Here is a 14,189-nt window from a genome sequence, read left to right as displayed (position 1 = left end):
GAACATCAGGATTCAAAACTGGAAAGCAGCTCTTGAAGGGTTGGTGGCTAACGGTCTGCCGAACCTCACCTTTTCAGGTACAGATTCTCAGGTTTACCCTTTCGCTTTCCCACCCACGGTGATCCCCGAAATAAGCAGGGTCGGCTGGGCGTCGGCTACCGGCACTCCCTGGCCGTCCTTGCCGCAGGTCCCGATCCCGAAACCCAGGTCGTTGCCGACCATGGTGATGTTCTTCAAGACTTCCGGACCGTTGCCGGTTAAGGTCGCTCCCCGTACCGGTTCTCCCACCTTGCCGTTTTCGATCAGGTACCCCTCGGTCACTTCGAACACGAAATCCCCGTTCACGGTATTTACCTGTCCGCCCCCCATCTTCCTGACGAACAGGCCGCTCCCCGCCGCTGTAACGACTGCCTGCGGGTCGCTCTCGCCCGGAGCTATCAGGGTGTTGGTCATCCGCACGATGGGGCGCATCCGGTAGGACTCGCGCCGGCCGTTGCCGGTGGAGACGCAGCCGTCCTTCAGCGCACTGAGCCGGTCGTAGAGGTATCCCTTCAAGATGCCTTTTTCCACCAGTACCGTGTCCTGGGCCGGTGTCCCTTCGCCGTCGAAGGAGAACGAACCGCGCATGTTGGGGATGGTGGCATCGTCGCGCACGGTGACCAGTTCGGAGGCGACGCGCTCGCCGATTCTTCCGCGGTACACGGAACTTCCCGCCTGCACCAGGTCCGCCTCGAGCCCGTGGCCGATCGCCTCGTGCACCATGGTGCCACCCGCCTCGGAGGAGAGCACCACCGGCATGACGCCGGCCGGCGAGGGGCGCGCACCCAGCATGAGGACGGCACGCCGCGCCGCGATGAGTGCCACCTCCTCGGGTGATGCCTGGTCGAACACCTCGTAGCCGTACTGCGCTCCCAGGGGCTCGTATCCGGTCTGGGTGACCGAGCCGTCCTGCGCCACCACCTGGGCCAGGAAGACCGTCGCGGTGCTGTGATCTTCGCTGAATTCCCCAAGCGAGTTGGCTATCTGGGTGACCATCCGGGCGTCGCGGTAGACTGCCATCACCTGACGCACCCGGGGATCGAACCCGCGGGCCGCCCGGTCGGCACGCTGCACCAGTTGCACCTTGTCGACCAGGGGAATCTGGTCGGGCTGGATCCGGATCGGGAAGCCGGTTCCCACCCTCCGCTCGCTCAGGTCGATCGTCCGGTCGAAGGCATTTCCTTCGCGCACCCCGCGGCTCACCGTCTCGGCCAGGCGCAGGAGCGAGGCCGCGCTCACCTCGTTGGTGTAGGCGTAAGCGGTAGAGACACCGGAGATGACCCGGATCCCGACGCCGCGATCCTGTGCTGCGAGCACCCGCTCGACCTTGCCGTCTTCGCAAACCACCGCGGTGAAGGAGCCGTCTTCGTAGTAGATGTCGGCGAAGTCGCCCCCCTGGGAGAGCGCGCGGCGCAAGATGGCGGCAACGTCTAACTCGTGCAGCATGGCTCCCCTCCTGCGCAGACCTCGGTGAGTGCGATCTCGCCGCAGAGCGCTTCGAGCAGGTCGTGGACATCTTCGGCGAAGGGGAGCGGATAGTTCACCTTGACGATGCCCCGCTTGCCGTCGACCGTGCTCATGGTGCAGAGCCCCTCGTAGGCCTCGAGAACGAACTTCAAGTAGACCATATCCTTGCTGGCAAGCTGGAAGTACCGGTTTTCGGTTTCAAGTGCTTTATCTATCAGTTGTGCCACGGCGGGCTCCTTGGTTGTCAGTGCAAGTCTCACAACGTGACACTGTAGACTCTTTTCCTGCAAGTACATACCACTCCCGTTGTCAAAAGACAAATTTTCTTTAGGCCTTGCCTCTCACCAATCATCTGTTATTTTTTCCGTTATGAAATTAACAGATATTAATGTATATGTTTTGCTCGGGAGAACTCTTAGCTGGCTCTGGGTACTGAGCTTGACGGTGTTTCTCACTGCACCGTCACTTGCCCACGCCGGGTTCCAGCCCGACCTCCTGGTGAAACTGGCGACCGAACCCGACGGCGCTTATCTGGGTGCCGGCGTCTTCGAGTCGACGGCCCAGCTGCAGTCGAAGTCGCAACCAGCCTTTCCCGGAACCCCGGCCCTGTTCCGGGTGCTGGTGAAGAATGCCGGGGACCAGCCGGACACCATTTTGCTGCAGGGGACCGGCACGCTCAGCGGCACCGAGATCCGCTTCATCGACTCCGATGGGGTCGACCGGACCGCGCAGTTAGGCGCAGGCTTTGCGACTCCGCAACTGGCGCCGGGCGAGTCGCGCAGCTACCTGGTGCAAGTGACTCCCACCCTGTTCCAGCTCGGCGCGAGCTTTCGGGTCAGTGTGCAGGGGACCTCGCTGGGGGACGGCTCCAAACTCGACCAGGTGAAGACCGAAACAGTCGCCTGCAGCAGCACGGCGGCGGTCATCCTCTCCACGCCGCCAGACGGCTTCGGCCCCCCGGGTTCGGTGGTCAACTACCCTTACACCCTCACCAATGTCGGTAACACAACCAACAGCTACACCCTCTCGGTAAGTGCCCCCTCCGGCTGGAACAGCGCCCTCTTTGCCGACGACGGGGCCGGGGGGGGAGTTGCCGCGGACGCGGTGCGTCAGGCAGGCGAAACGGCACCGGTCACGGCAACCGGCACCTTGGCCCCCGGTACCTCCTTTCCCTTTTTCCTCGCGGTAACCATCCCTTCGGAAAGTAGCGACGGCGCCCACGGCGATACTCAGATCTCCGTCACCGGGTTCGGGACCACCGCTGCCGATCAGGTAACCACCAGCGCGGTAAACGCCAGCATCCTGGTGAGCGAGGCGGTGCGCAACCTCACCACGGGAGGTGCCTTCGCTGCGAACGCCAACGTGCTCCCGGGCGAACTCCTCGAGTACCGCATGGCCGTCACCAACGCAGGAACCCTCCCTGCCTCCTCGGTGAATCTCACCAGCCCCCTTCCCGGCAACAGCAGCGCGGTCCCCGGCACCCTCAGGATCGCCACTTCCCCCTCCGGCGACGGTCCTCCCTGCGCAGCGGCGCTGTGCGGTACCGTACAGGGTGCGGAGGGGAACCTGGTGGCCCGGCTCGGGGAGGGGACGACCGACTCCAGTGGCGGCACCCTGCAACCCGGCAAGACCCTCTACGTCTTTTTCAGAGTTCAGGTGGAGTGACACGCGGGACGGAGAAAGCGTGCTATGGCTTCAGGCAAAGACATGGCAGCCCTCGTGGCGCTCTGCCTTGCGGTGCTGGTGCTCCTGGTTCCGGCGCGGGGGCTGGCGCTCACCCCTTCCGGCAGCGTGATCCGGCACGCCTTCACGGTGAGCTACCTGGTCCAGGGGGCAGCGCGCAGTGTCGGCTCCAACCAGAGCGCGGTCACCGTGAAGGACCTGAACGACCCGACGCTTGGTCCGGTACGCGACTGCGCCACGCAACCGGGGCGGCCGGCGACCTACCAGCACACCGTGACCAACCGGGGGAACGCCGCGGACCGCTTCCTGCTCAGGACAGCCCTTCTGCAGCCTCTGGTTGCGGCCGGCGCAACTCCCCCGAAACTGCAGTTCTTCACCGCAGATGGCGTGACCCCTCTGCCGACCGACCCCTCGGGCAGCCAGATTACCCCTTTACTCGCCTCGGGCGCCTCCTTCGATTTCGTGCTGCAGGTAATCCCCCCTAGCGGCTCCTCCGGGCGGGTTGCCACCCTGGTGGTTACCGCCAGCTCGCAGGGGAGCCCCGGGCGCGAGGCGAGCCTCAACGATCAACTCGTAGTGTTGTCCCAGGAATTGCAGCAGTCCCAGCCGCAGCTCGTGGTGAGCAAAGTCGCCGGCACCCAGCTGGTCGAGGCGGGGGATATCGTCCCCTTCACCGTGCGGGTGGAGAACCAGGGGCAGGCGACCCTGGAGCATGCGAGCATCATTGACCTGCTGCCGCGCGGCTTTCGCTACCTGAAGGGATCGACCCTCCTGGACGGCTCCAGCTATCTGGATCCAACCGGAGGCGGCCAGCAGCTGGTCTGGGACCTGGGGAGCCTCGAGGCGGGGCGGGTGCGTATCTTAGGTTACCGCTGCACCGTTTCCGCGGATGCCCCAGTGGGAACCGCGGTGAACCGGGTCAGCGGCAGCGGCACGACACCCGCCGGCAGCGCGAGTCTCTCTTCGACGGCGACCGCTTCGGTGAGGGTGCGCTCCTCGCTGCTGGCGGACCGGGCCATCATCCTCGGGCGGCTCTTCGAAGACAAAAACGGCAACGGCATCCCGGACCCCGGAGAGCCGGGAGTACCGGGGGTGCGCATCTACCTGGAGGACGGCTCCTTCACCTTCAGTGACCCCGACGGCCAGTACTCCTTCACAGGGGTCTCGGCAGGAAACCACGTGGTGAAGATCGACCGTGCTACGCTCGCGCCGCGGCTGAAGCCGGTCCCCTTCAACACCGCCTTCGCCGGGGTCGGCTGGTCCCAGTTCGTCACGGTCCCCTTCGGGGGGCCGGCTCGCGCCGACTTCGCGCTGGTCGGGTCGGGTTCTCCTGATGGGCCGGCGCCCCCTTCGGTGTCAGCTGCTGGTGCTCCTCCGGCGCCCACCTCGACAGACGTGGCACCGGCTTCCCCTGAAACGATCCTTCCCGTTTCTCCTTTGCCAGCTGTTCCCGGCGAAGTGGCGCGCCTGAGGGTGAGCCCGCAGCGGGTGGATCTCCCCGCTGACGGCACCAGCATCCTGCCGGTTACCGTGGAACTCTTGAACGCCCAGGGACGCCGGGTGGCGGGGGCGCGGATGGTGACGGTCTCCATCGCACGCGGGACGATCCTGGAAGAGGATCAGGATACAAAGAGTGCCGGCCACCAGGTCCGGGTGATGGACGGGATGGGGGTCTTCCGGGTGCGGGCGGCGCAGCAGCCGGGGCCGGACCCGGTCCGGGTGACTGGCGAGAAGGGGATGGTGGCCCAGGTCGATCTCTACTACAGCGCCCAGTTGCGCGACTGGATCGTGGTGGGGCTTGGGAGCCTTGACCTCGGTGCCCGCGCGGTCCAGGGACACCTCGAGAAGATCGACAAGGAGGATCGTTTCGAGGAGGGATTCTTTCACGAGGAGCGACTCGCCTTCTTCGCCCGCGGCAAGATCCTCGGCAAGTACCTTCTGACCGCCGCCTACGATTCGGACAAGGAGCGCCGCGAGGGGGTGTTCCAGTACCTCGACCCGGAGAAGTACTACCCGGTCTACGGCGACGCCTCGGATATCGGCTACGAGGCGCAGTCGCGCAGCAAGATCTACCTGAAGCTGGAAGCGGGGCGCTCCTACCTGCTGGCCGGCGATTACCGCACCGACCTTTCGGAGAACGAGTTCTCCCGCTACGACCGGGCCTTGAACGGGGTGAAGCTGGAGGCACACGGCGAGCGCGGCAGCGTGGTCGGCTTCGAAAGCCGCAGCGAAGAGCAGCTCATCCGTGACGAGTTCCCGGGTAACGGCACCTCGGGCTACTACTTCGTTACCAGGAAACCGGTCTTCGAGAACAGCGAGCGGATCCGCATCGAGGTGCGCGACCGCTACCATTCCGAGCGGGTGCTCTCGGTGGTTCAGAAGCTGCGCTACGCCGATTACTCCATCGATTATTCAGGCGGCGCCATCCTCTTTAAGGAGCCGGTCCCCTCCCTGGACCAGAACCTCAACCCGGTGACCATCGTGGTGGTGTACCAGAGTTCCGCCGGCGGGGCCGAACGCTACGTGTACGGCGGGAGGGGCGTGCTGCGAGCGAACAACGGCTCATACCTGGGTGGCACCGCGGTGGTCGAGGAGGCTCTCCTCAAGAACTCCACCCTGTTCGGGCTGGATGGTGGTTGGCAGCTCGGGGACCGGATCACCCTGAAGGGGGAGGGGGCGGTGAGCGAGAGCCTGGAGCGCGGCAGGGGGAGCGCCTGGAAGATCGGGGTGAGCGGGCGGCCAACCGAGGCGCTGGAGGCAACGGGCTACTACCGGAAGGTGGACAGCGACTTCTACAACCCCTCGATGACCGGGACCGAGCTCGGCACCGAAAAGTACGGTGGTCGTCTTGACTACCGGGGCTTGACTGCGACGCAACTCTTTGCCGAGAGCTTCGTGCAGAAACAGGTGCTACCGGGCAGGCGGATCTTCGGCAACCAGGCGGGAGTCCTGCACAAATTCTCGCTCTTTGAAGGGGAGGCGGGGTTCAAGCGGATCGACCAGGAGGGGACCGGAGTGGACGATACCTCGAACCTCCTCTACGCCGGGGTCCACGCCCCGCTCGCCTCCCGGCTCGACCTCACCCTGCGGCGCGACCAGCTCCTGGGCTCCTCCAGCGTGGCCGAGTACCAGTCGCGCAGCTTCCTGAAGCTCGACTACCGGGTGAGCGACGCGACCCGCGCTTTTGTCACCGAGGAGTACCAGGAGGGGCATCCCGACCTGCGCCAGTCGACCCGCTTCGGGCTGGAGAGCCGTATAAACGACCGGATGCGGCTTACCACCGGCTATGCCCTGTCAAACGGCGCCGCGGGTTCCACCCAGCAAAGCAGCATCGATCTCAACACCAAACTCCTGGAACGTGAAGGGTTCACCCTCAGTTCGCGCAGCGGCTACCAGCTGGAGAATTCGCTCTCGGGCAACCGCGGGCAGGCGATCCTCGGGCTCAACTCGCGGCTGCAGGCGGCGCCGGGGCTCTTCCTCGATTCGAGCCTCGAGCGGGTGGAAACGGTGCAGGGAAGCGCCGGAACCCGTACTGCCTTCACGCTGGCGGCCGAGTACCTGCGCCAAAAGGATCTGAAGCTCACCGGCCGCTACGAAATTCGCACCGGGCCGGGTGAGACGGCGGCGCTCTATGGCGCGGGTGGCGGCTACAAGCTGAACCAGGCGCTCACCCTGCTCGGGAAACTCTCCCTCTGGGACCGGGACCTGGACGCCGGACACGACCTCATCTTTGACGGCTACCTGGGAAGTTCCTGGCGCCCCCTGGCCGGCAATCCGCTGCAGCTCTTGTCCCTGGTTCGCTACAAGGTGGAGCGCCGCGAGAGCCTCCCCGGCACGGACAAAAGCCGCAGCCTGATCCTCTCCCTGGAGCCGACCTACCGGCTGGTGAGTACCTGGACGCTCACCGGAAAGTACGCCGGGAAGAAGAGCTGGATCGAAGACCCTGCGGGGCGGAGCTATGAGGGGTACAGCGACCTGGTGCTGGCCGGGGTGAGCTACGACCTTACCGAACGCTGGGAGCTTGCCGCCTACCTTAAACTCCTGAACCAGTACGACACCGACCAGCGCAGCGCGGGTGCTGTGCTGCGCGCCGGCTACCGGGTCTACCGCAACGTGGTGCTTTCGGCGGGGTACAACTACGCCCGGCTCGACGACCGCGACCTCTCCGGCGAGAGCTTCCAGGGGCAGGGGCCGTTTGTCGGGGTGAAGGTGAAGTTCGACGAGGAGATGTTCGAGTTCGATAACCGCGCGGTCGCCGCGCTCCCGGCACCGTCCCCGCCGGCGTCGGAACCGCTCCAGGCGATAGCCCCCCCGGTGGAGCCGCCCAAGCGCAAGCCCGTGCCGCCGGTCCCGGCCCTCTTGGTGGCAGCGACGCGCCAGGACGAGCCGCTCAGGCTTTCGGGTAGTGCGGAACTCTTCACCCTGCTCATCAACGGCGAGCGTGCTCAGCTCCCCTCGACCTCGGTGACCGTGAACCGGGAACGGCTCGGCTCCCTCGAGCTGCGCCAGGGAAGGTTCGCCCAGCCGCTAACCTTCCTGACCAAGGTGGAGCACCCTGAACTGGTGAGTGCCTGGACACTCAGCATCGTGAACGAAACCGGGGCTCAGGTAGCGATCCTGAAGGGAACCGGCGTTCCGCCGCCGCGGCTAACCTGGGACGGCAACTCACTGAAGGGTGGCAAGCCACTCGTCCCCGGGGGCATTTACCAGTATCGGCTCGAGGTCGGCTATCGTGACGGCTCGCGTTTTGCCACCGGGCCGGAGCTCTTCGGGGTGAGCCGCAAGGAGGTGGTGCTGCTTACCTTATCGGGCGGCGCCTTCATCTTCGACTCCGCCCAGCTCACTCCGGAAGCCAAGCGGCTGTTGCGTCAGGCCGCGGAGGAGCTGCGTCGGCACCCGGAGGACAAGGTGATGCTGGAAGGACACACCGACTGGGTCGGCTCCGTCCCGTACAACATGGGGCTCTCCAAGCGGCGCTGCGACGCGGCCGCCGATTTCCTGGTTCGCGAGGAGAAGATCCCCGCCGGCCGGCTGATCCGACGCTGGTACGGCAAGTCGCGCCCCATCGCCGACAACCGCAGCGCGGAGGGGCGCGAGAAAAATCGCCGGGTGGAACTGAAGGCGGATTTCCAGCAGTCGATCGCGGCTGCCCAGAAGGAGCGCTACCGCGGGGCCCCCTTCCTCACGGTGAACGACTCCACGGTGTCGGTGGACGCCCTGGGACGTTTCGAGACCTCGGCCCCTGCCGAGGTGGGGCGTCTCTCCATCCAGATGGGTGACTCCTCGGGACGCTTCCTGGCGACCGAGATCCAGGTGCCCCAGCTGGTGCTGGCCCAGCCGGCCGGCGCACAGTTGGTCCGCTTCGGCACCGAGTTGGGCGGTTTGAAGCTCGCGCCGGACGGCAGCGGTCGCTGCCGGGTTTCGGGACAGTGCCCGCCGCGGCACCGCCTGGAACTGGACGGCAAACCGGTGCCGCTCGATGCCGAAGGGCGTTTCGCCGTGGAGGTGCCACTCGAGGGGAACCGCCAGGTGCTCGGCCTGGTGCTACGCGGTCCGGGTTGGGCGAGGCTATTGAACCTGAGGCTTGACAACACGCTCACCTTTCTACCGGGAGGCGAACCATGAGACCCCGGATGAGGATCAAGAAATTCCGACTTGTGCTGTTCGAGGCTGGCGGGGCGCTCATCATGGTGCTTGCCCTGTTTTGCCTCTTCATCGTGCTTCTCTACACGCTCTTTCCGACCGGCACGCCGTTGCGCGAGCTCTTCGAGGGTTCGCCGGACCCGTCGGCCGAGGCGCCGGGGCGCAGCGTCGAGGCGACCCTGGCGCAGCTCAGGCGCGACGTGCGGTTCCGGCGCGGCAACTCCATCGCCTGGACCGGCGCAAGCGACGGCCTCAAGCTCTACAGCCAGGACGCGGTGCAGACCCTGGACAACTCCGGTGCGCTGATCTCCTTCGGGGACCGGGACCGCATTGCCGTGGGGAGTAACTCCCTCGTGGTGGTGACCCGGCTGAACGCCCAGGACGAGGCGGGGCCGCGCAGCTACCGGGTGCAGGTGGAAGGGGAGGTGCGCGGGCACCTTTCCGCAGCGCGCAAACTGAAACTGGAATTGGCGGCGGCCGGCCACGTGGCGCGCCTCAAGCCGGGAGCCGCAAGGTTCCAGGTGGTGCACCACGACGATAACTCGGCGAGCCTCACCGTCTTCTCCGGTGAGGTCGACGCGGTGGACGGCGCCGAGTTGCACGTCCCGGCGAACCACGCGCTGTTACTGCGCCAGGGGATGCCGGCGGGGCCGGCACGTCCTCTGCCGCCGGCGCCGCAGCTTGTCGGTCCACAGCCGGTGCGCTACCTGTACCGGATCCTGCCGCCGCGCATCCGCCTGGCCTGGAGTGGCGCTCCCGGCCAGTACCGCTTCCAGCTGGACCGCACCCCGCGCTTCGCAAAGCCCCTGGTGGACCAGAAGCTGAACGGCACCGAATACCGCAGCAGCAGGCTGGAGCGTGGCGGCTACTACTGGCGGGTCTGCCGCGTCGACTTCGGGCACGAGGGGCCCTACAGCGCGACCGGGCGCCTGGAGCTCGAGCAGCTCCTTAAGCCGCCGGGGCTCAGCGTGAACTTCCCCCCCGAGGACTCCGTTCCCGGACCCTACAATTTTTCCGGTACGGTGCAACCGGGCTCGCGGATCTTCGTAGACGGGGGCGAGGTTGCCGTGAACCAGCGCGGCAGCTTCAGCTATCAGGGGGTGCTCAAGGCCGGGGTCAACCTGATCCGGGTCGAGGCGCTCGACGCGGCCGGCAACGCAAGCTACGCCTCCCGCATCGTCTACGGCAGGATGTAGCACGAGTCGCGCAGCACAAGGAGATCCGAAATGCACGGCAAACTCAAGTTCCCGCTCCGGTTCAAGGTGCTGTTGGCCCAGTTGCTCGGGGTCACCGTGGTGCTGAGCCTGATCACCTTCACCATGGCGCGCCTGTTCCATGTCGACAAGACCGCCTATATCCATGACCTCACCTCCACCGTGGTGCTGCACACCGCCCAGGAGGCCAACGCCCTCATGGTCGGCTACCTGGAGCGCCTGCGGCTCTTTTCCCGGATCATGGGCCGCGAAGACCTGCAGGGGCGCCAGGAGGTCCTAAACGGGCTGTTCCAGGAATTCGGCGAGTTTCTCATGGTGACGCGGAGCGATGTTAATGGCGAGGAGACCGTGTTCGACCAGGCGGCGCTCACCGCGGCGGGGCTCTCCAAGGACATGCTTCTGGGTTACCACGCAGCCCATCCGCTTCCGCCCGGGCTCAAGATGGGAGAGCCCTACCTGGAGAACTCCACCGTCTCGGCTAAGCTCCCCACGCTCACCCTGACCGTCACCGAGCCGACCCCGGACGGCGCACTCAACGTGACCACCCAGGCGGTGATCCGCTTCGACAAGCTCCAGGGACTGGCACGGCGCTCCCGGGTCTTCGAAACTTTCCTCCTGGACGGCCAGGGGCGCTTCCTGGCGCACTCCGAGCGCTCACGCATCGGGACCCCGGCACCGGGCGCCTGGTGGGGGCGGGTCAGGGGACTGCGCACCCCGGGGATGACCATGGAATACCAGGAGCATGGCAATGGAATGGTGGGGGGCTTCTCTCCGGTGCGTTGCGGCGGACTAACCGCGGGGGTGCAGATCCGCAAGAGTGCCGCCTACCTCACCTCGCGCGAACTGTTGGGGGATCTTCTGCTCCTGTCACTCTCCCTTTTGGGGGCTGCAGCACTTTTGAGCCTCTACTGGTCGCGCCGGTTGACCCGCCCCATCGAGGAGCTTTCCAAGGCCACCCGCATGGTCGGACAGGGGCGTTTCGACATCGAGGTGAAGGCGGATACCGGCGATGAGATCGGCGCGCTTGCCGCGTCCTTCACCCGGATGGCCTCCGAGCTGCACACCCGCGAGAAGGCGCTCAAGGATATCTACGGGCAGCTGGTGCAGTCCGAGAAAATGGCCGCCTTTGGTTCGCTGGGTGCGGGGATCGCCCACGAGGTTAAAAACCCGCTCGCCGGGATCCTCGGGATAACCCAGCTCTCGCTGCGCGGGGTGGAAAAGGGGCACCTGCTGGAGAAGAACCTGCTGATCATCGAGAAGGAGACCAAGCGCTGCAAGACCATCATCGAGAACCTGCTCAAGTTCGCCCGGCAGGAGCAGGTGGCCTTCGACGAGGTGGACATCCCGCAGGTGGTGGCGGATGCGGTCGCCATCGTGGACCACCAGCTCGGCATCCACAGCATCAAGGTCGAGCAGGAGCTCGACTGCGATCTCCCCGCCTGCCGGGGCAACGCGAACCAGCTGCAGCAGGTCCTCATGAACCTGATGATCAACGCCCAGCAGGCGATGTCGGGGAACAGCGGCACCGTGCGCCTGGCGGCTCGGAAGACCGACCAGGGAGTCGAGCTGCGGGTGAGCGACACCGGTCCCGGCATCCCGGAGGAGATCCAGGCGAAGATCTTCGAGCCTTTTTTCACCACAAAGCCGGTGGGGCAGGGGACCGGGCTCGGGCTCTCGGTGAGCTACGGCATCGTCAAGGACCACGGCGGAGAGATCAGGCTGGAGAGTGCCATCGGAACGGGAACTACCTTCATCATTACGCTGCCCGCAGCGACGGGGGCAGTTTGAGACACGGCCTGCGGCCGGGGAGGAGCTATGGAACTGTTAGTGGTAGATGACGAGGAAACCTTGAGAAGCGTCGTCTCTCAGGTATTGAGTGCCGACGGCTTCGAGGTGGTGGAGGCCGCCAGCGGCGAAGAGGCGCTGGCGATCTTCAAGGAGAAGCCGCACCCCCTGGTGATCACCGACATCCGGATGGGGGGGATGAGCGGCATCGAGCTTCTGGCGGAGATCAAACGGCACAGCCCGGACACCCAGGTGGTGATCATGACCAGCCACGCCTCGCTGGATACGGCACTCTCCGCTATCCGTAACGGTGCCTACGATTACCTGGTGAAGCCGTTCGAGAGCCTGGATCTGATCTCCGCTGTGGCCGGGAGGGCGGCAGAGAAAGCGCGCCTGGTGGCGCAAAACAGGGAGCTCTTGGACCAGTTACAGAGGGCGAACAGCGAGCTGCAAGAGGTGAACTGCACACTAAAGGAGATGGCCATGCGCGACGGATTAACTGCACTGTACAACCACCGGCACTTCCAAGAGGCACTTGCCCAGGAGATCGCCCGCTCGAACCGCTCGGGTAGGCCCTGCTCAATCGCCTTCATGGATGTGGACAACTTCAAAGCATACAACGACACCCACGGGCATCCCGATGGGGACAAACTGTTGCGCAGGCTTTCCGAACTCTTGATGTCGCAGCTGCGCTGCTCCGACCTGGCTGCCCGTTACGGCGGCGAAGAGTTCGTGCTGCTGTTACCGGATACGCCGAAGCAGGCAGCGATTCGGATCGCCGAGGCGTTACGGGCGAAGGTGGAGCAGGAGCACTTCCCGGGACGGGAGCGGCAACCGTTGGGGCGGGTGACCATCAGTATCGGGGTAGCGAGCTATCCCGACGACGGCAACGATGCCAAGGACGTGCTGGCGAGTGCCGACCAGCGGCTTTATCATGCCAAGCACGGCGGCAGGAACAAGGTGATCGCGGAGTAGGAGAGGGCGGGGGGAAGGGAAGGGGAAAAACGGAAAAAGGGGACTGGGATCTCACGGTGTCAGTCCCCTTTGTGTTGTCGTGGATCTCGGATCTGTAGGGGCAAATAATCATTCGCCCGGCGCGCCAATAGGCGCGTAAGGTCCGCTCGTGCCCTCTGATACCCTGCTTCGGCCTTCGGCCGCCTCTCCCGTGCGGGAGAGGTTGGGCGAATGATTATTCGCCCCTACCGAATTAACACTTGGCCTTAGCCCCAGGGTGAGGGGGAAGGTGCCACGTCAGCGCTGATGGCAGCTTCACCCACCCCCCTGGCCCCTTTCCCGTCAAGGGAGGGGGAGGTGTCGTTTCTGTTTAACCCTGGATGGCGACCAAACCGGCGCGACCCGGGATCTCACCCATGGAGAGCGGAGCATCGGGGGCGCTGTCGCGGCAGGCGCGGGCGACCTCGTACAGGGTGACGAAACGGGCGCCCTTATTCTTAAGACGCTCGATCAGATCGATGAAAGATTCGGCCATGACGCCCCCCTCCATTTCGGCATGGATGGTGTGGACGTTCAGGCCGTTTTTCATTTGAGAGAGGTAGAAGTCGTTCACGTTGCCGGCGTCGATGCCGTTCGCACCCAGGATTTCGTCGAGGGTAGGCCAGGTGCTCGGGATCTGCAGCGTATTGAAGCGCTTGCCGTCGAAGACCGGGTAGAAGGGAGCATAGCCCCGGCCGTCGCTGCAGTACTCTAGGTTCATGGCGTCCTGCAGTTCCAGCGAGGTGGCGGAGACGGTCCAGCCCGGGGCGGCCGTGCTTTGGGGAGCCGTGCCGATGATCCGTTGGAACAGCTCCGCGGCTCGCTTGAGTTCGGAGGCGACCCGGTCGCGGCTGAGACGGGGTAGGTAGTCGTGCCAGTAGACGTGGTCCCAGCAGTGCACGCCGGTCTCGTGGCCGCGGGCCGCGGTCTCCTTCAGTATCCCCGGGAAGGAGGCGGCGATATCCGGAGCCGGGAGGAGCGTGCCGTAGAGCATGGTGCGCAGGCCGTAAGCACTGGGGGCGCCGGTGCGCAGCATCTTTTTCAGGAAGCCCTTGCGGGTGAAGACGCGCCGGATGGCCTTCCCCGAGTTGTCCGGCCCCATGGAGAAGTAGAAAGTCGCCTTGATCCCGGCGCGCTCCATGATCTCCAGCAGGCGCGGCACACCGTCGCGGGTTCCGGCAAAGGTGTCGACGTCAACCTTGAGAGCAATTGACAAGTCGGACGCAATTGACGATGAGTCGGTTGAGTTGCCGGCTTTCTGGTGCTTGGACACTTCGTTCTCGGTTTCGTTCACGGTTTTTACCTGCTCACAAAGTTAAAGGGGACGGGCTCCACAGGTGCCTGTCCCCCTTTTAATGTCAACGA

8 protein-coding genes are annotated in these 14,189 nt (G+C 65.2%); 5 read left to right on the top strand and 3 right to left on the bottom strand.

What is annotated here, in order from left to right; all coding sequences use genetic code 11:
- Window positions 1–93 precede the first annotated feature (93 nt).
- Window positions 94–1,485, bottom strand: coding sequence for a TldD/PmbA family protein (locus tag H7688_RS03085; RefSeq protein ID WP_183359550.1), 1,392 nt, complete (start codon window positions 1,483–1,485; stop codon window positions 94–96).
- Entirely contained in the window at window positions 1,470–1,733 is a 264-nt protein-coding gene (locus H7688_RS03080) for a DUF4911 domain-containing protein (RefSeq protein ID WP_246329691.1), read from the bottom strand. Before H7688_RS03080 ends, H7688_RS03085 begins: the two co-directional genes overlap by 16 nt.
- Before the next feature lie 217 nt (window positions 1,734–1,950).
- Between H7688_RS03080 and H7688_RS03075 the strand changes: the two genes are divergently transcribed.
- The 5 genes from H7688_RS03075 to H7688_RS03055 are packed head-to-tail and all read left to right on the top strand — an operon-like array spanning window position 1,951 to window position 12,806.
- A complete protein-coding gene (locus tag H7688_RS03075; RefSeq protein ID WP_183359548.1) occupies window positions 1,951–3,171 on the top strand; it encodes a COG1470 family protein in 1,221 nt (406 codons plus the stop codon).
- 24 nt (window positions 3,172–3,195) lie between these two features.
- A complete protein-coding gene (locus H7688_RS22770) occupies window positions 3,196–8,814 on the top strand; it encodes an OmpA family protein (protein WP_183359547.1) in 5,619 nt (1,872 codons plus the stop codon).
- On the top strand, window positions 8,811–10,028 hold the full coding sequence (locus H7688_RS03065) for a hypothetical protein (protein WP_183359546.1): 1,218 nt from the start codon (window positions 8,811–8,813) through the stop codon (window positions 10,026–10,028). Before H7688_RS22770 ends, H7688_RS03065 begins: the two co-directional genes overlap by 4 nt.
- A 30-nt stretch (window positions 10,029–10,058) precedes the next feature.
- Window positions 10,059–11,834 carry a sensor histidine kinase gene (locus tag H7688_RS03060; protein ID WP_183359545.1) on the top strand — a complete coding sequence of 592 codons (1,776 nt, stop codon included), beginning with the start codon at window positions 10,059–10,061 and terminating at the stop codon, window positions 11,832–11,834.
- Between the two features lie 27 nt (window positions 11,835–11,861).
- Entirely contained in the window at window positions 11,862–12,806 is a 945-nt protein-coding gene (locus tag H7688_RS03055; protein ID WP_183359544.1) for a GGDEF domain-containing response regulator, read from the top strand.
- Window positions 12,807–13,155: 349 nt separating this feature from the next.
- Here the strand turns inward: H7688_RS03055 and H7688_RS03050 are convergent, their stop codons facing one another.
- Window positions 13,156–14,118, bottom strand: a complete 963-nt coding sequence (locus H7688_RS03050) for a 4-deoxy-4-formamido-L-arabinose-phosphoundecaprenol deformylase (protein ID WP_308470298.1) — start codon at window positions 14,116–14,118, stop codon at window positions 13,156–13,158.
- Window positions 14,119–14,189: the final 71 nt, after the last annotated feature.

This window comes from Geomonas limicola, assembly GCF_014193675.1.
Lineage (GTDB): Bacteria > Desulfobacterota > Desulfuromonadia > Geobacterales > Geobacteraceae > Geomonas > Geomonas limicola.
The sequence above is the reverse complement of the archived record's forward strand: the minus strand, read 5'-3'. Positions and strand labels throughout refer to the sequence as shown.

Coding starts and splice junctions, on each gene's coding strand:
- H7688_RS03085 (WP_183359550.1), bottom strand. CDS start 1,485: ATGCTGCACGAGTTAGACGTTGCCGCCATCTTGCGCCGCGCGCTCTCC.
- H7688_RS22770 (WP_183359547.1), top strand. CDS start 3,196: ATGGCTTCAGGCAAAGACATGGCAGCCCTCGTGGCGCTCTGCCTTGCG.
- H7688_RS03065 (WP_183359546.1), top strand. CDS start 8,811: ATGAGACCCCGGATGAGGATCAAGAAATTCCGACTTGTGCTGTTCGAG.
- H7688_RS03060 (WP_183359545.1), top strand. CDS start 10,059: ATGCACGGCAAACTCAAGTTCCCGCTCCGGTTCAAGGTGCTGTTGGCC.
- H7688_RS03055 (WP_183359544.1), top strand. CDS start 11,862: ATGGAACTGTTAGTGGTAGATGACGAGGAAACCTTGAGAAGCGTCGTC.